Origin of the sequence: Aliikangiella marina (assembly GCF_007004765.1) — a bacterium.
Classification (GTDB): Bacteria; Pseudomonadota; Gammaproteobacteria; order Enterobacterales; family Kangiellaceae; genus Aliikangiella; species Aliikangiella marina.
In genome coordinates this window covers 58,914-75,311 of sequence record NZ_VIKR01000006.1, presented here as the reverse complement: position 1 = coordinate 75,311, position 16,398 = coordinate 58,914, and the positions used below count along the sequence as shown (strand labels likewise).

The window sequence follows — 16,398 nt, the reverse complement described above, 5'->3', positions numbered from 1 at the left end:
TTACTTAGCCTCCGTTGTATTTTCGCTAGCCGAGTAAGCCGTTTCGCCAGTAATCATGGCTTTTACCCACTTGGCTTGTTTCTCGCGTAAAAGAATTTCTGTTCGCACGCGATGCATTAACACGGTGAAAAAATAAAACTTAAACGCAAAAATCATAATCAGTAACGGATAAAGCATGGCTGCTTCTATTGATGGTTTCTCAAATTTACTCAGAGAAGCCCCTTGGTGAAGGGTATTCCACCACTCTACTGAAAAATGAATAATCGGAATATTCACTACGCCAACGATCGCTAACACCGCTGATGCTTTGTCAGCCGACTTCTTATCATCGAAAGCACTGTGCAAAGCCATAAAGCCCAGATAAAGAAACAGAAGGATCAGCTCGGATGTAAGACGAGCATCCCAAACCCAATAAGTTCCCCAGGTTGGCTTTCCCCATATGGCCCCAGTTAACAATGCGAGTGCCGTAAACATTGCTCCCACTGGTGCGCAACTGACCGAAACAATATGCGCGACTTTAATTTTCCACACAAGACCAATCGCGCCAGCCACAGCCATAATTACGTAAACCATCATTGAGAGGTAAGCCGCTGGAACGTGAATATACATTATTCGCACAGTATTCCCTTGCTGGTAATCCGCTGGCGAAAATAACAAGCCGAGAGTTAGCCCTGCTAAAAACAGAATCAAAGTCGTTCCAGTAAACCATGGAAGTAACTTTCTAGAGATCTCATAAAACCACTTAGGAGACGCTAATTGATAAAACCAAGTCCACATAAACTAAAGCACTTCCTCAATCAATTGAAATCTTCATTGCAGCCGAAGCTGCAAATGGAGCGAAAAAACCACTTAATATCAAAGCCGCAGCCAAAACTGCTACTTGACCAATATAAGGTCTGCCCATCGACGCGGCTTCAACCGTTGCAGCGCCAAAAATTAAAATCGGTATAAATAAAGGCAAAACCAACAAGGTCAGTAAAACGCCTCCGTTTCGCAACCCTAGGGTTAAACTCATTCCTATCGCACCAATAAAACATAAACTTGGCGTTCCCAAGAGTAAAGCTAACATCGCGACCAAATTGGCGTGAGTATCAAGGTTTAACAGTATGCCAATTACTGGCGCGACCAGCACCAGTGGGAGGCCTGTCACTATCCAATTAGCCACAACCTTAGATAATACAATAGAATAACCAGAAACACCGCTCAGCAACAATTGCTCCAGGCTGCCATCATCAAAATCGGCTTGATAAAACGCATGCAGCGATAGCAGGAGGCTGAGGAGCGATGCAACCCAAATAACGCCAGGCGCAATAAATGCCAGCTGAGTGGGCTCTGGCGATACGGCCAAAGGGAACATCGTGGTCACCATAACAAAAAAGGCGACCGGATAAATGAATTCTGACTGGCTTCTGAAAACAACCGACAACTCTCGACTAACTAGACTCCCTATCTTCTTCATGTTAACTGAAGCTCCCTGAGTCCGTTGATCCCTGAAATTGGCTGATGAGAAGTCACCAGTAATATTCCGCCGCGCTCTAAATGATTATTGCACACCTGTTCCAGCCAAGCTTGACCGTGAATATCAAGCGCGACCATCGGTTCATCAAGAATCCATAGAGGAACCGGTTCAGTAATCACTCTAGCCAAAGCCACGCGCCTTTTTTGCCCAGCAGACATACGTGCGACAAACTCGTCATAATACCCGCCGATACCCGTTTGCTCCAACGCTTGGCGCACTAACGATTTATCAGTAGAGAATCGTAAATTTCGGTAGAAATTAAGATTTTGCTCAGCGGTTAATTTCGGCTTCAAGCCCAATGAGTGACCCAAATAGAGCAAGTTTTCATAAAAATCGCTTTCGTGGTCGAAAATAGAACGCTCGTTCCATTCGACAATCCCTTCGTGAGAGTTGCACAATCCGCAGATTGCACGTAACAAGGTGGTTTTACCGGCACCGTTTACCCCTCGAATTTGAATGCTGTCGCCGCTCGACAGTTGAAGGTTTACCGGGTCGAAAATGGGGATATCGCCACGACTTACTGTTAAGTCGCTAATTTTAATGGTATTTTTAGATTTATGGTCGGCGTTATAAACGGCCACATCGACTCCTTAGGAATGGTACCCAAGAGCGCTATAAACCGGTACCTTAATTCAGCGGCTATACTATATCAAAGACTTAGTTATTACCATTGATACAGGACAAATTTGTGCAGATCCCCCGAGTAGACAGTGATCCACTTCACAAACAACTGCGCTCCATTGATCCTAAACTGTTAGCGCTCATTGAGAAATACGCTAACCGCCCGTTATTGCTCGAAAAAATCTTACTTTCTGACAGTCAAGGCATTCAATTAGAGAGCAAACTTCTGGGGAAAAATTGGACATTCAAACTCCCCATTAAAGGCGCGGAATCGCTAGCCAATGTAAACCTCGAAAAACCGCAACTTTTACTAAACCCTATTCGCGGGAAAGTCATGATAAATTTAGCCAGTGCCAATCAAAGTTTATCTGCGATTCCACAAGCGACACTCACAGCACTCAAGCGAGGCGAAATTCCGCTTGCCAATGCACTTCCAGGCAGTATCCAACTCGTTTTTAACCAAGCTAACCTCATCAGTCCACAAGTCATTGGATTTGCAAATCAATTGGCAGCTTTTCAAACCACTCAGAATAAATCAGAGGGTTTATCAGGAGCGAGTTCGGCACCTCAACCGGGGACAGTTAATTCGCTTGGCGCATCAACTTCGACAGCGAAATCAAGCGCGACGACTCAACTCACTGACAAAAGCCAAATAGCTCAGCTGGCTCGAGCGTTCTTACAAAACCGGCCACTCACCCAGCAAAGCATTTCAATGCCTATTGATAACCTCTTAAAAAACAATCAAAAACTCATTCAATCAATGACAACACCGTCGCAGTCTGGCGTTTCAAATAATTCGTTCAAGTTGGATAACGCTGCAATTCTTGAGCTCGCTAGAAGCCTTCTTAAGTATTTGCCCAAAGGCTCGCCTGGTCGACAAATAGGCCAATTAATTCTTACTGGCGAAACACTTAAGTCGGCCTTAGAAATGGCACCAACTGGAAAAAGTGTGTCAAACAGAATTCTAAATAGCGGCGTGTTATTGGAAAATAAACTTGCCCAGTCAAATTTCATCGCTTCCGCTGAAAGACAGTCGCCCCGAGCTAACATGCAAGGTGTTTTGCTTGACCAAAAGCCTCCACAAACTGCGACCAGAACAACGCCTGAGAGTAATACTGCGGCGGCGGGAAGGCTTTCTCAAGACGCACAAAACCGTTTCAATCAAGCTGCTCAAAATGCCGAACAGGGAAACAGTCGATTAATCGCGCAAGACCTTAAATCTGTGGCACTTCAATTACTTGAACAGTTAACAAACGTCAAAAAGTTTTTAAATCAAAACGCGCAACAGCCACTCAACTTAAATCAAGCAATCGGTCACTTAGCAAAAAACAGTGCTTTTCAAAAGATACTTTTGCCGCCTGAATTGCTCTTGGCGGGAGCGAGTAACGACCCCAAGGCGACGCTTCAACATAACAGTGAAGTTGTCAGCCAGCAAAGTCAAAAAGCATTTTCCAGCCGTTTGCTCCAAAATTTCCCCTGGTTAAACCTTATCAACCTTCGCGGTAAAAACTCGCCAATATCAGCTGGTGCGAAATTGCTAGAGACCCAAAGAGCACTTGTCTCGGAGTTGATTCGCGATGCGAATTCACTGCTCTCTCGAATAGAGACAAATCAACTGGTCAGTTTAAAAAATGACGTTCCCAATATTCAGCAGCTATTTCTTGAGCTTCCGCTCCAAAAAGGGGGTCAAATTGACGCTTTCGAAATCCTTTTTGAATCGACCAGCAACCCCGAAGAAGAAGTCAAAAAAACCTGGAACATCACTATTCGCTTTGACCTCGAGCCCATGGGCCCGATGTTTGCTCGTGTGACCATGCAAGGAGACAGGATATCGACTCACTTTTTCGCCGAAAATCCTAGCACTGCGGAATTACTCACTGAAAACATTGATGTTCTCAAGGATAGCTTGCTCGCATCAGGCGTTGACATTGACCAAATTAATGGGTCTCAAGGGCATGTACCTGAGGAACTGCTGCCTGACGATGAACACAAGGTTAACCTGAAAATATGAGTGAGAAACCCATACCGCCGGCTAAAGCTGCCGCCCTGAAATACGATGGCGAAAACGCGCCGACCATCGTTGCAAAAGGCAGCGGAGAGCTCGCTAAAGAAATCATTGCAGCGGCAGAGGCGAATGATGTTCACATTCATAATGACCCCACCTTAATTGAAGTTTTGAGCCGTTTGGAGTTAGGCGACGAAATTCCTGAGAACCTCTATCTTGCTGTCGCAAAAATTATCGCTTTTGCTTATTTTTTACAAGGCAAACACCCGGATTACCAAAAGGCACCTAAGACTCCTGATGCCGAGTTAACGCTGAGTTTGGATGCCCCAGAATCCACGAAACTTGACTGAGACTTGATTCGCATTTTTCGACCGTTTATCTCAAAAGTAGGAACTTTCACATTAGCGTCACACTACACATAGGTTATTGTTTTATAAAGCTTTTCATAATAGTAGTATCTCAACAATGGACAATATCTCACAAACCAATTAGCGGATCTCCTCTAGCATTGCATGGCACCAAGAGATAAAATCTCAACCTGGGACTTACGGAAGCCAGATACAATTAAAATCGGGATTAAAGGATCATGTCACAATATCAAATGGATTCGGTCAAAAGCGACCGCGTATTCTACAGACCAATGGGATGGTATTTTGCGACTAGAGAAGGTTTAGATATGGGACCTTTTCCAAGCAGACGTTCAGCAGAAGCAGAAATCGGCTACTACTTAGAAAGTATGAAAAAGCTGTCAAAAACAGCCAAAAAAGAGCCGGTTATTGAAGTTGAACAACCAACTGAAGAAACACTAAGAAAGGCTGGCTAGGCCAGCCAATCAAAAAACAGTTACTTCACCAACTAGGTTATTTCACACTCTGCTATCTCAGCAGTTAGATGCGTTCTAACGCTTGGCGTATGTCTTCAATGAGGTCTTCAACATCCTCAATGCCAACTGAAAGTCGGACTAAATTGTCTGCAATACCCAACTGCTTGCGTGTTTCCTTCGGCACTGATGCATGGGTCATGATTGCTGGGTGATTCACCAAACTTTCAACCCCGCCTAAGCTCTCTGCCAATGCGAATATTCTCAAGTTTTGCATAAATTGACTGGCCGCTTTCTCCCCTCCTTTAACTAAGATCGAAATCATCCCGCCATATCCCGACATTTGCTCGCTAGCGAGTTCAAATTGAGGGTGATCAACCAACCCTGGAAAATAAACGGCTTCAACTTTCGGGTGCGCGGTTAACCACTGTGCAATCCTAATGCCGCTCTCGTTATGACGCTTCATTCGAATAGCAAGCGTTTTTAATCCACGTAATGCAAGATAACTATCAAACGGCCCGGCAATCGAACCTATCGAATTTTGCAAGAATGCCATTTGTTCAGCAAGTTCTTGATTATCACCCACTACCGCAACACCACCAACCATATCGGAGTGACCGTTGATGTATTTAGTCGCAGAGTGCATCACGATATCGATTCCATATTCTAAAGGACGCTGATTGTATGGTGTCGCAAAAGTGTTATCAGCCACTGTTATGATGCGATGTTCTTTCGCAAGATCTGCCACCGCTTTGAGATCAACTAGTTTTAGCATCGGGTTGGTGGGTGTTTCTACCCAAATTAATTTTGTTTCTGGTTTTATCGCGGCTTTTAACGCTTCGATATCGGTCATATCAACAAAATCAAATTCGACGCCAGCTGAGCGCTTTCTGACTTTGTCGAACAACCGAAAGGTTCCACCATATAAATCATCCATTGCAACGACATGGTCGCCAGAGTCAACCAACTCCAGAATTGTTGAAGTAGCCGCCATTCCCGAAGCGAATGCAAATCCCCTCGTACCACCTTCGAGGCTCGCAATACAGCGTTCGTATGCAAACCGCGTTGGGTTCTGAGATCGGGAATACTCAAACCCTTGATGGTCACCGGGCGCTGCCTGAACATAAGTGGATGTCTGATAAATCGGCGGCATTACTGCGCCTGTTGAAGGATCAGGTGCCTGACCGCCATGGATAACCAAACTGTCGAATTTCAAATCTTTAATATCGCTCATTTCATTTTCCAATGTAAAAAATGGATTTATACCAATCGTGTTTAATGTGTACTCTGTATATAAGAGATTAACGACACCGACCTGTTACATCGGTGCGTTTAAGTCATATGAAGTTAATCCCGACAACCCCAGGAAAGCCTGGCTTCGAATCAACTAATCAATGAAACCTTTTTCTCGCATCCAGTCATTGTTATATAACTTAGATAAATAGCGATTCCCGGTATCACAAATCAGGGTCACGACTGTTTTAGGCTCAGTCTGTTGGCGACAGTAATTGAGCGCTGCTTGCAAGAGTACACCACTTGATGAACCTGCCATTAAACCCTCTTTGAGTAGCAATTCTCGTGATGCCAACATAGCCTCTTTGTCGGAAATCGAATAAGCGTGATCAAGTAACGCTAAGTCACAAATACTGGGAACAAAATCTTCGCCAATTCCCTCGACAAGCCACTTACCGGCTGGCGGCGCCTCTCCTGTGTGATGCAAAGGCGCTAAAATCGAGCCAACCGGATCGGCTAAGACAATTTCTACCGAAGGCTTCTTTGATTTTAAGTAGCCTCCAACCCCAGACAGCGTGCCACCTGAACCAACACCACAGACAAAAGCGTCTATTTCCCCTTGGGTTTGTTGCCAAATTTCTGGACCTGTCGTTTTTAGATGAGCCTCCACATTCGCGGGATTGCCGAATTGATTCACAAAGAACGCATCTTTTTCCTTCGCAATCGTCTCTGCAAGGTCTTGATAATATTCAGGGTGGCCTTTTTCGACATCAGAACGCGTTCGAATAACTTCCGCTCCCATTGCTTTGAGGTTATATTCTTTTTCGACACTCATCTTGTCAGGGAGAACTATCACTAATTTGTAGCCCTTTTGCGCCGCGACAAGCGCCAAGCCGAGTCCGGTATTTCCGGCTGTCGCCTCAACAATGGTTTGACCTGGTTTAAGCGCTCCGGTCGCTTCGGCCTTCTCTATCATATTGAGCGCAATTCTATCTTTAATCGAGCCAGTTGGGTTGTTCAACTCTAACTTACCCAAAAGTCGACAAACACCGGTATCCAAGTTGCTCAGCTCTACCATCGCAGTATTTCCAATCATATCCAGTACGTTGGTATACACGGCATTGTTTTTGTTGTCTGACATCACTACTCCTGATTAACCGCCAAATCGGGCTTTTTGAACAGCGCGTACTGTATCACATTTGGTTATATCACCCTATAGCGAATATCATCTAGATTTGAAGGATTGTAGGTTCACGGTTAGGCGATGTTCAGGCCCGCAGGCGACCTTTTATAATGAATTGCTATACGGCTGTGAAATATCGGTTGCCTATCAGGCATATTGCGCTATTATTTATTAACAATAATCGCTAACTTGTTGAAATGTCGTTTTATTTCTTGTTGCGTTAAAAATAGGAATAATTCCTACACCAACTAGTGTCATGCGAGTTGGCGTCACACGAAACTTTTTTGAACTGGGCCGAGTTCAAAAAACAGACAAAAATTACGAACCACAAGCTCCAAAACAATTACTATCAACGTAACAAGTAGAAAATAACCAGTAGAAGTCAGTTAAATCGTGAATAGCTTTAGTAAATCATTGTCGTTCAGAGTGCAACTCGCACTTATGATGGCCACAATTGTTGCCATTACACTTATTATGATTGCGCTGTTTTTCTTTTTTGGTGTTAACCAAGATTTAGAGAGCCGTTTACTCAATCAAGCCAAAACTGACTCAAAGCTCCTTGCCTATGAGTTTTCTCAAAGTGTTGAAGATAAAGACGTTAATCTAGCAAACCGTCAAGCTTTTTCACTAGAGCTTATACCTTCAGTGAAAGAGTCCGCCATATTTCTTGCCAACGGCAGTTTACTGGGCTTTTATTCAAGAATTCCTGGCGCGCCAATTCCAGAAGTTAATTTTCAACAATCTGAGATTTTAACTGATTCCGAACTCATTCTAATCCAACCGATCATTTCACAACAGAATACCATTGGGTACTTGTACGTTAGACACGATCTTGAAAAGCTACTTGCCGCTGAAAATAAAAACTTTATTTACATTGGATCAATTTTTCTGGCCAGTTTATTAGTCGCCATATTAATGGCTGGACTGTTTCAGAAAGTATTGACCTACCCAATTAGACGGATGGTTCGACACATAAACTTGATTTACAATTCAAACAATTTTGAAAAAAGATTGAAACCCATTCGCGACGACGAGCTCGGTCGACTGACACTTGAATTTAATCAAATGCTTGAGGCGGTCCAAGAACGAGAAAACGAGTTAACCATGCAAAGTAAGCAGTTGCAACGTCTTGTTGAAGTGAGAACTGAGCAGCTCTATCAAAAAGCGCATTTTGATTCGCTCACAGGACTGCCAAATCGTTATCTACTCGTCGATAGATTGCATCAAGCCATTTCTAAATCATCACGCTCAAAGTCTAATCTTGCGCTGTTATTTCTCGATTTGGACCGATTTAAAATCATCAATGATAACCTGGGACATCAAAACGGCGACTTGTTATTAAAAGAGGTCGCCAAACGACTATCAAACCTTTCCAGAGATGGAGACACTGTCGCCCGGCTTGGTGGTGACGAGTTTGTTTTCTTACTTGAAAACCTTAACCAGCCCAAAGATGCAGCGCGCACCGCAAACCGAATTTTAGAAAGTTTTAAAACACCCTTTCAATTGCAGGACCACATCCTTCATGTTTCAACCAGTATCGGTATTAGTATTTATCCTGACAATGGAACTGACGACAAGATTCTGTTAAAAAATGCTGACATCAGTATGTACCATGCTAAAGAAAAAGGACCAGGTCATTTTAGTTTTTATAGTAAGGAAATGAATGAATCCTCTTTAGAAAGACTTGCGATTGAAAGCAACCTTAGGACCGCTGTTGAAAATGATGAGTTTTATCTGACTTACCAACCTCAAATGCGACTCAAGGATGACTCTTTTAAGAATGTTGAAGCACTGCTGAGATGGAGCAATCCGACCCTCGGAGAAATTTCGCCCGGCATTTTTGTCCCGATATCAGAAGAAACAGGAATGGTTAATCAAATTGATCTTTGGGTCATCTCTGAAGTGTGCAAACAAATCCGGCTTTGGAAGGAGCAAGGACTTGATGATATAACGGTTGCTATCAATGTATCGGCAGGACACCTAATCAGTGACACGCTTCTCGAGCACTTGAAACAAGAAATCATAATCAACAAGATCAATGCAAAGCAAATCGAAATTGAAATCACTGAAGCGGTATTTGTAGAGCACACTGAGCGTACGGTTAAAACGCTCGAAGAAATCAAAAAGCTGGGTGCAAAAATAGCAATCGATGATTTTGGAACAGGCTACTCGTCATTACAATATATTCAGGACTTCCCTGCCGACACGCTCAAACTCGACGGTATGTTCATTAGAAATTTGGCGAATAAAAAGTCAAGTCAAGGTATCGTTCGCTCGACCATCATTCTTGCTCATAGTCTCGGTTTAGAAATCGTCAGTGAATGTGTCGAGGATGACTTCCAGTTACAGTTTTTACGAGACCACAAGTGTGATTTAGTGCAAGGTTATATGTTATCTAAACCACTCAATCCGCAACAGGTCCTGAAACTCTGTCGTGAGCCTGTTGTGGAATGAAAGTGGGCTAACCCGATAGTTCTTAAAACGACCTGAAAACTCTCTAAAGAAACAAGAAACAAGAAACAAATATTGTGTAGTCACACGCCATTTAATGCTGTTAAACGAATAACTTATTTAATTTAAAATTTCTTCGTTTTCCGGTTCACACCGAATCACAACCGTACCCGCAATAAAGTCATGTATCGCTCGACGTTTTTCATTGAATAACATTGACAGCATTTCCACTAAACTCCAAAAGATAGCAACTGAGCTGATAACAAAAACGCCATATAAATACCAATCAGCGACACTTCCGTCACTCTCTATTGGATTAGTGAATGTGGTAAGACCCAAAAGTAACGTTAACAGAATGAGTGGTACCATATCTCTTAAGAAAGCATGAGAAAAATTGATAGGACCTTCATCAGAATCCCTGACGACTTTGACTCCAACCAACATTTTACCGACGGTCTGGCCAAAATAAGCATGAAATAAAATACTGTAGACGAGTAAATCATACTGTAGCGCGATGTTTGCCAATGGAGTAAACGATTCCGGTAGTCGTTTGACTATTAAAGTAACGACACTTTCGAAAGCAAACAATACAACTCCATCAATAATACTGGCAACAAAACGCAAACCAAATGTTGAATACTTTACTGACTCATAGTCTATTTCAGCTTCTTTCTTGTATGCTTTAGTCGCTTCTTTTTCTTGGATTAAGGTTTTTAATCGTTCTGCTCTTTCTGGAAACTTCTCTCGGTTGATGGAGTGAAGCGCTTCTCTGAGTTCGTAATAGGTATAGTCTGTGTAATTTGGTTCCATGAATAATTATTCGTTTTTATAGTGTATTTATTTGTCTTACTTTTATTATTTTACTGTTCCATTAATTTATCGGTTCATTAATTTAACGGTTAATTCGTTGAGCAGAATCGTTGACTGTAGTGAGCTCAACTCTCAAGGCCTGAAATTTTAAACAATTTTAGCAACAGCGGTGGAGTAAATTATGACGACAAGATTAATATCTTTGCAAGTTTATCGGGCACGGAACATCCTGGTAATAGTGCTCCTTAATTACCGTGCCCGAGAGTGCTCTTCAATTCGCTTATTACCTACCAAGGTAGCAATTCGCCATTTGCATGCCAAAAAGAACCTGTGTTATCCAAATTGAGTTCGTCAAGTCGCTCAATAAGCCGGCTTGCCGATAGCTCAGGGGAGATTTCTCCACCAAAATTAACCATTTCGGTTTGTACGTAACCCGGGTGAAGTAAGGCGACAGCAATACCCTTGGCTTTGAGATCGTGTGCAAGCGATTTTCCAGCAGCATTAAGTGCCGTTTTAGACATCCGATATCCATAAGAGCCACCAGATGTGTTGTCGTCAATCGATCCCATACGACTGGTAATCATGCCAATTTTACTGCCTGATTTAAGGTTGTCTCTCAAAGCATCAACAACTCTTAGCGGGCCCACTGCATTAACTTCAAACTGTTTAAAAATTGCATCAAAATCTAAGTCACTCAAGGAAGTAGAGCGCAGAATACCGGCATTGTTAATCAAAACATCAATATGCTTATCACTCAGTTTTTCGCGGAGTGTTTGAACATCAACAGCCTCAGCTACATCGATTCCAGTGATCACTAAAGCTTCCGTCGAATCTAAATCAGGGGAGGACTTTCGACAAACTGCAACAACATCATCTCCTCTGTCTAGATAAAGTTTTGTCATCGCCAATCCTATTCCTCGATTTGCGCCGGTAATTAAAATGGTTTTTGTCATTGTTTATTCTCCAACTTTGAGATTGCCATTAATGCTGATGTCCACCAACACCATGCGCGTGTCCATGAGCGATTTCCTCATTTGTCGCATCGCGGACATCCACAATATCAACGTCAAATGTGAGTTCTTTACCGGCAAAAGGATGGTTGAAATCAACAGTCACCATAAATTTTCCGACCTTTGTGACGGTAACTTGTCGCCTTCCCTGCTCCGTATTGACAACGGCGATCATACCCTTTTTCCACTTTTTAGCCCCTTGTAAATGTTTTACTGGAACCCGCTGTTCGGCATTAGGTTGTATCTCTCCATAAGCATCTTGCGGACTCAAGGTGACTGAAAAATTGTCACCGACTTGTTTGCCCTCCATGGCTTTTTCTAACCCACTTAGAATGTTATTATGGCCATGTAAATAGGCCATTGGGACCTTGTCGTCTGAAGTTTCCAGAACATTTTCCTGAGTGTCACTCAGTTTGTACTTAAATTGCACAACTTTATCGTTTTCAATAATCATTCAAACACATCCAATTAGTTCGTTTTTCTCACCTGCATAGTATAACCATTTTGCGCAAGCCAATACTTATTTAACGTTTATTTTGTGAAAATCAATCGCAAACCATCGTTTTTTGTATTTGAGATATTTTTTAGTACCGAATCTCATTTTTTCAACAAATCACTACCAACTTTGCTAATTTTTAACTAGCATTACTGAATAAGCTAGCAATGGAATTTCTCAGCGTCTGGTAATAAAAATGGCAGTACTAGTACAATTAGTCGATGGAAACGTCTTAAACAAATTTGAAGTACCGAGTAACGGGCTGACTATCGGTCGCTCAATAAAGAACGACATATTTCTTGATGACCCGTCAGTTAGCACTAAACACGCCAAAATAGAAGTGAAAGAACTAAAAGATGGCGCGTATATTTGTTTTATTCATGACCTTGAAAGCACCAACAAGACTTATGTCAATAATAATCCGGTCGATACGCTTCCACTGAATGATCAAGATCTCATCAATATCGGTACTCAGTCCTTTAAATTTATTGATGAAGAAAATGAGAAGCTCGCCCAAACCAAAGCATTCAAGAAAAGCTGGATCCCTGGCATGTATTACTTAGAGGACTAAACCGGTCTTGCCGCGGCATTAACAAGTAACTGTTAATCAATAAACTGCGCCAGTATCAAAGAACAAACTGCCATTGCCGCACCGGCAAAAAAGACTAACGACGGGTTCACCAGCCAGATCAAACCGAATGCCGCGGGAATTATCACCGCGGCGATATGATTGATGGTGAAACTCACCCCGGCGGATGAAGCAATATCAGCCGGATCCGCTATCTTCTGAAAGAAAGTTTTTATAGCAATAGCCATCGCAAAAAAAATGTGGTCGATTATATACAGCCCTGCCGCGATGTTGGCATCGTCAACGAGGCCATAACTTACAAAAACACCAACCAGTCCAATATACTCGATTGTTAAAGCTTTTCTCTCTCCAATTCTGCCTATCCAATGGCCAATTTTTGGCGCTAAGTACCAGTTTAATACATGGTTGGCGATATACAGCAGAACAATATCAGAAGCTGAATAACCAAATTTTTCCACCATCATAAAGCCAGCAAATTATATCTTATCTTTTATTTGTAAAGCTTCTGTATAGGAAGACAAGAAGAAAAGTAAATTAAGTAGTTGATTAAAAATAGTTAAAAAAATTTGTACCGGTTTTTAAGAATACTCACTATATTCTCATGAAGAGATGTTACTGATGGTTGATATATGAAGGTAAAAAGGTATCTGGTTAATAAAGGAAATGGTACTAATAGTACTCATGTTTCTATTGTTGATGATTACTGGATTCCTGTATCCCCTTATATATCGAATTATCTAAGAGCTTGTTCTAGTGGACAACCTAATACTATAGCTAAGCATGTTGAAGATCTTCATTTCTTACTGACATTTCTTAGTGCCCAGAATAAAGGAATTGGCATAGATATTATATCTCGTGCCGAATCTGGTGAATTTTTATCCAAAAAGGAAGTTAATAGATTTGTTGAGGCAGCTAAAAAACTTAAATCTTGTATTGGCAAGACCGTTCAAAAGAAGACTTTCACCAACAAGTCGTTACAAAATGCTATTCATTCATCCCAGAAAGGAAAAGATCAAGTTTCGACTGACACAACATCTGCTCGTCTCAGAGTAGCTATAAAGTTCATCACGTATCTTTTTGAAGGAATGCATGGAAAGGTCAATTCATCAAAAGAAACAAACGCGAACTTTCACTAAGTCATTGCTGTTTTGTCTGAAGAAAAACAAAAATTAAAGTCTTTCAATAATACTGTACAAGAGCCTGAGTCAAAAATTCCACCAAAGAAATATCTACAATTACTGGAAGTTATTCAACCAGACTCGCCAAACAATCCCTTTACGCATGGTAAAACCAGAAACTGCCTTTCGTTATGTACCTATCATAGGAGTAATTTAATCTAGAACCACTTTCTATACTTACATATCGCTTTTAATATCTTTTCATTGATTCTACTAATCAACTTAATAAAATTAAAAGTTTTATTTTTGAGCGAGCTCTACATTGAAGTGATTGTTTATTAATTTCACCGCTTTCAATTGATTCGAGCGATCAGAATAAGTCAAAAGCTCCGGACATGAAGTTAGTTTCTTGTATTTTAAGATTTCCTTAAATATTTGATGGTAATGTGTCTTAGTATTTAAATTAGGCGCTACAGAAGCCATACACTCTTCAAAAAATGGAGAAGATCCTTTAGTTTTCCATTCCAACTCTTTTGAAAGCTCCTTAAACGAGTTCAAACATTTGAACCAATGAATGTGATGTTTTCCTTTTAATTCGAACAATAAATATTTGACCAAATCTTTTGACAACGCCCCATTTCTAAAAGGAGCACCCAAGTACATAGACAGCCATACGTATTCACCTATTATAGGTTCATATATGTCTACTACAATATCACTACGAAAATCAAATCGGTGAAAAACCTCCACTACGCCAGCTTTACCCACTTTGCGCGACCAGTCTTAGGAAGGTAGTTGTTATCATTTGGATCTACAAATACATACTGACCTTCGTAACTATCTCCTTCACCATTTAGCATAAATAAAAAAGCGCCCATTCTTCGTCTCGTGGGCCTCTTCTCTTCTATATAATGGCCTCGTAAATATCGTCCATTTTCAAATACAGCCTCTATAATGATGCTAGCATCAGAGTCTTTTGAGGTTAATATTCCGCGAGCACCATTAGAAAACAGATTAAAGGTCAACTTTACATCACCTCAATATTTTTCGTTTCCATCTTCTATATCAAATGCTTTAAACTCGCCGCACAAATGAGTCTTCCTTTTTAAATTAAAAAAATAAAAGATTGTGGGAACGACAATGGCAGCCGTAATTAAATTAGCAATTACGCCTAAGAATGTATTTTTCAATGATTCGGGTAGAATGTAGTCCGAATTAAGGTATTCAAAGCCACCCAGAATTCCATTAAGAAGTGTCGGCCAGATAAGCACCACAATTAACAATAGGATCAATATTGTAGATAAATCCACATGCAAATTTTTGAAGCTCTTCAAGTAATTCCAAAATGTTTTCATCTTAAACACATCCTTTTTGTTGAATGATAGTACCCAGCTTTGCTTTCACTCCAAACAGAACCTTTTAATGGACAGCAACAAACTTTGTTCAGTAAAATGTACGTTCAATATGCAAACGCTTAATCTCTTGCGGAATAATCAATCGAAAAATTTGAAAAGTTTCTCGCTAAAGCATCAATCGTTTCCAATGCACCTACCCCCCATTGATTACTCAGAACAAATGTATTTCCATTATGGTGGAAGAACTCTCCTTTTTTAGCAAAAAAACGCTTGATTCGAGGGACAGCACCGCCAGAATCACCGGCCATGATGACTTCATAGAGATCTTTTTCATCTAGCTCACCTTCAAATACTTCAAATAGTTTTGATCTTCGTTCAGGCACGTCATCGATGACACTTTGAACCTCAGTTGGAGAAACCCCAGAGTCGATGATCGGTTTAATTACTTGAAATACCAGCCACCGCTTACTCAATGAGCGATGTTCTTTACTATTAATAGTAAGGTCAAACTTTGTTGTATCACGATGTTGGTTGCGAGACGCCCTTTCGCGTTGCTTCTTTTCTCTAATTTTCACTTGATAATCAGCCGTCTCAGGAACAGGTATCACAGTTTGTATATCAAGTAGTAACTGACCATCATTTATATACGGATGCATGCGAACACAGCGTATATCTAGACCGAAATCGTTCAGCCAGATAACAGAGGTAGTGAGCTCCTTAGAAAATTCCGCTGAAGCAAGTAAAACTTTTACTTCTTGAGCAAAATTATCTTCATCTGGCTCATCCCATTCCAGGAATTTTAAAAGACTAGCCTTAGCATCTAAATCAGCATTATTATCTGATAGGTACTTTGTATATATTTGAACCAATTTATCAAAAGTTAGAGTGGATATCATCGCGCCATAACGAATTGCCTGAAGCTCCATGTGGCCTCCATCTTCCGTGCGCTTGAGCTCAATCACTACCAGATTGGCATTCTTATCAATACCCAGTAGATCTATACGGCGACGGCTATCTTCCCAATCCCCAAATTCTTCCGCAACGAGTAGTGTATCAGGAGAAATAATATCAATTTGCGACTTAAGCATTTGCTGAAGGTGCTGGCGTTCAAGCACTCCTTCCTTATTAAACGAAGTGCGCTCAACAGGAATTAATTGTTCATCTGCTATTTTATAAATTGCCATATAT

General features: G+C 41.3%; 18 protein-coding genes. 6 read left to right on the top strand and 12 right to left on the bottom strand.

Translation table 11 applies throughout. From position 1 onward, the window contains the following. The 3 genes from FLL45_RS19930 to ccmA are packed head-to-tail and all read right to left on the bottom strand — an operon-like array spanning window position 1 to window position 2,100. The gene (locus FLL45_RS19930; RefSeq protein ID WP_142943825.1) at window positions 1-777 is read right to left on the bottom strand and encodes a heme ABC transporter permease; all 777 of its coding nucleotides are present in this window, start codon (window positions 775-777) and stop codon (window positions 1-3) included. Between the two features lie 16 nt (window positions 778-793). After that, complete coding sequence (ccmB, locus tag FLL45_RS19925; RefSeq protein WP_142943824.1) at window positions 794-1,459, bottom strand: heme exporter protein CcmB; 666 nt, start codon at window positions 1,457-1,459, stop codon at window positions 794-796. Continuing rightward, complete coding sequence (ccmA, locus tag FLL45_RS19920) at window positions 1,456-2,100, bottom strand: cytochrome c biogenesis heme-transporting ATPase CcmA (protein ID WP_142943823.1); 645 nt, start codon at window positions 2,098-2,100, stop codon at window positions 1,456-1,458. The genes ccmB and ccmA overlap by 4 nt, the downstream gene beginning before the upstream one ends. 107 nt (window positions 2,101-2,207) lie before the next feature. Here ccmA and fliK point away from each other — a divergent pair, with 107 nt between their 5' ends. The 3 genes from fliK to FLL45_RS19905 all read left to right on the top strand — a co-directional run bounded on the left by fliK (window position 2,208) and on the right by FLL45_RS19905 (window position 4,968). Then, window positions 2,208-4,151, top strand: a complete 1,944-nt coding sequence (fliK, locus tag FLL45_RS19915; protein WP_142943822.1) for a flagellar hook-length control protein FliK — start codon at window positions 2,208-2,210, stop codon at window positions 4,149-4,151. Beyond that, window positions 4,148-4,495 carry an EscU/YscU/HrcU family type III secretion system export apparatus switch protein gene (locus FLL45_RS19910; protein ID WP_142943821.1) on the top strand — a complete coding sequence of 116 codons (348 nt, stop codon included), beginning with the start codon at window positions 4,148-4,150 and terminating at the stop codon, window positions 4,493-4,495. The genes fliK and FLL45_RS19910 overlap by 4 nt, the downstream gene beginning before the upstream one ends. Window positions 4,496-4,731: 236 nt before the next feature. Next, window positions 4,732-4,968 (top strand): DUF6316 family protein, encoded by a 237-nt coding sequence (locus FLL45_RS19905; RefSeq protein ID WP_142943820.1) that lies wholly within the window; start codon window positions 4,732-4,734, stop codon window positions 4,966-4,968. Window positions 4,969-5,032: 64 nt separating this feature from the next. Here FLL45_RS19905 and FLL45_RS19900 read toward each other — a convergent pair whose 3' ends face one another. Both FLL45_RS19900 and FLL45_RS19895 read right to left on the bottom strand, forming a co-directional pair. Continuing rightward, on the bottom strand, window positions 5,033-6,199 hold the full coding sequence (locus tag FLL45_RS19900; protein ID WP_142943819.1) for a cystathionine gamma-synthase: 1,167 nt from the start codon (window positions 6,197-6,199) through the stop codon (window positions 5,033-5,035). 153 nt (window positions 6,200-6,352) lie between these two features. After that, window positions 6,353-7,339, bottom strand: coding sequence for a PLP-dependent cysteine synthase family protein (locus FLL45_RS19895; protein WP_142943818.1), 987 nt, complete (start codon window positions 7,337-7,339; stop codon window positions 6,353-6,355). Between the two features lie 483 nt (window positions 7,340-7,822). Between FLL45_RS19895 and FLL45_RS19890 the strand changes: the two genes are divergently transcribed. Next, window positions 7,823-9,835, top strand: a complete 2,013-nt coding sequence (locus tag FLL45_RS19890) for a putative bifunctional diguanylate cyclase/phosphodiesterase (RefSeq protein ID WP_142943817.1) — start codon at window positions 7,823-7,825, stop codon at window positions 9,833-9,835. Window positions 9,836-9,952: 117 nt separating this feature from the next. Here the strand turns inward: FLL45_RS19890 and FLL45_RS19885 are convergent, their stop codons facing one another. The 3 genes from FLL45_RS19885 to FLL45_RS19875 all read right to left on the bottom strand — a co-directional run bounded on the left by FLL45_RS19885 (window position 9,953) and on the right by FLL45_RS19875 (window position 12,106). Continuing rightward, window positions 9,953-10,642 carry an RDD family protein gene (locus tag FLL45_RS19885; RefSeq protein ID WP_142943816.1) on the bottom strand — a complete coding sequence of 230 codons (690 nt, stop codon included), beginning with the start codon at window positions 10,640-10,642 and terminating at the stop codon, window positions 9,953-9,955. Between the two features lie 287 nt (window positions 10,643-10,929). Further along, the gene (locus FLL45_RS19880; RefSeq protein WP_142943815.1) at window positions 10,930-11,595 is read right to left on the bottom strand and encodes an SDR family oxidoreductase; all 666 of its coding nucleotides are present in this window, start codon (window positions 11,593-11,595) and stop codon (window positions 10,930-10,932) included. A gap of 28 nt (window positions 11,596-11,623) precedes the next feature. Further along, the gene (locus FLL45_RS19875; RefSeq protein ID WP_142943814.1) at window positions 11,624-12,106 is read right to left on the bottom strand and encodes an FKBP-type peptidyl-prolyl cis-trans isomerase; all 483 of its coding nucleotides are present in this window, start codon (window positions 12,104-12,106) and stop codon (window positions 11,624-11,626) included. Window positions 12,107-12,344: 238 nt separating this feature from the next. Between FLL45_RS19875 and FLL45_RS19870 the strand changes: the two genes are divergently transcribed. Next, window positions 12,345-12,719, top strand: coding sequence for an FHA domain-containing protein (locus tag FLL45_RS19870; RefSeq protein WP_142943813.1), 375 nt, complete (start codon window positions 12,345-12,347; stop codon window positions 12,717-12,719). A gap of 32 nt (window positions 12,720-12,751) precedes the next feature. Here FLL45_RS19870 and FLL45_RS19865 read toward each other — a convergent pair whose 3' ends face one another. Next, window positions 12,752-13,201 carry an MFS transporter gene (locus tag FLL45_RS19865; protein WP_210247247.1) on the bottom strand — a complete coding sequence of 150 codons (450 nt, stop codon included), beginning with the start codon at window positions 13,199-13,201 and terminating at the stop codon, window positions 12,752-12,754. Between the two features lie 165 nt (window positions 13,202-13,366). Here FLL45_RS19865 and FLL45_RS19860 point away from each other — a divergent pair, with 165 nt between their 5' ends. Further along, entirely contained in the window at window positions 13,367-13,873 is a 507-nt protein-coding gene (locus FLL45_RS19860; protein ID WP_142943812.1) for a hypothetical protein, read from the top strand. A 282-nt stretch (window positions 13,874-14,155) separates the two neighbouring features. Here the strand turns inward: FLL45_RS19860 and FLL45_RS19855 are convergent, their stop codons facing one another. From FLL45_RS19855 to FLL45_RS19845, 3 genes are all read right to left on the bottom strand, one after another. Further along, entirely contained in the window at window positions 14,156-14,623 is a 468-nt protein-coding gene (locus tag FLL45_RS19855) for a hypothetical protein (protein WP_142943811.1), read from the bottom strand. A 269-nt stretch (window positions 14,624-14,892) separates the two neighbouring features. Next, complete coding sequence (locus FLL45_RS19850) at window positions 14,893-15,210, bottom strand: hypothetical protein (RefSeq protein WP_142943810.1); 318 nt, start codon at window positions 15,208-15,210, stop codon at window positions 14,893-14,895. Between the two features lie 119 nt (window positions 15,211-15,329). Beyond that, on the bottom strand, window positions 15,330-16,394 hold the full coding sequence (locus tag FLL45_RS19845) for a PDDEXK family nuclease (protein ID WP_142943809.1): 1,065 nt from the start codon (window positions 16,392-16,394) through the stop codon (window positions 15,330-15,332). Window positions 16,395-16,398 lie beyond the last annotated feature (4 nt).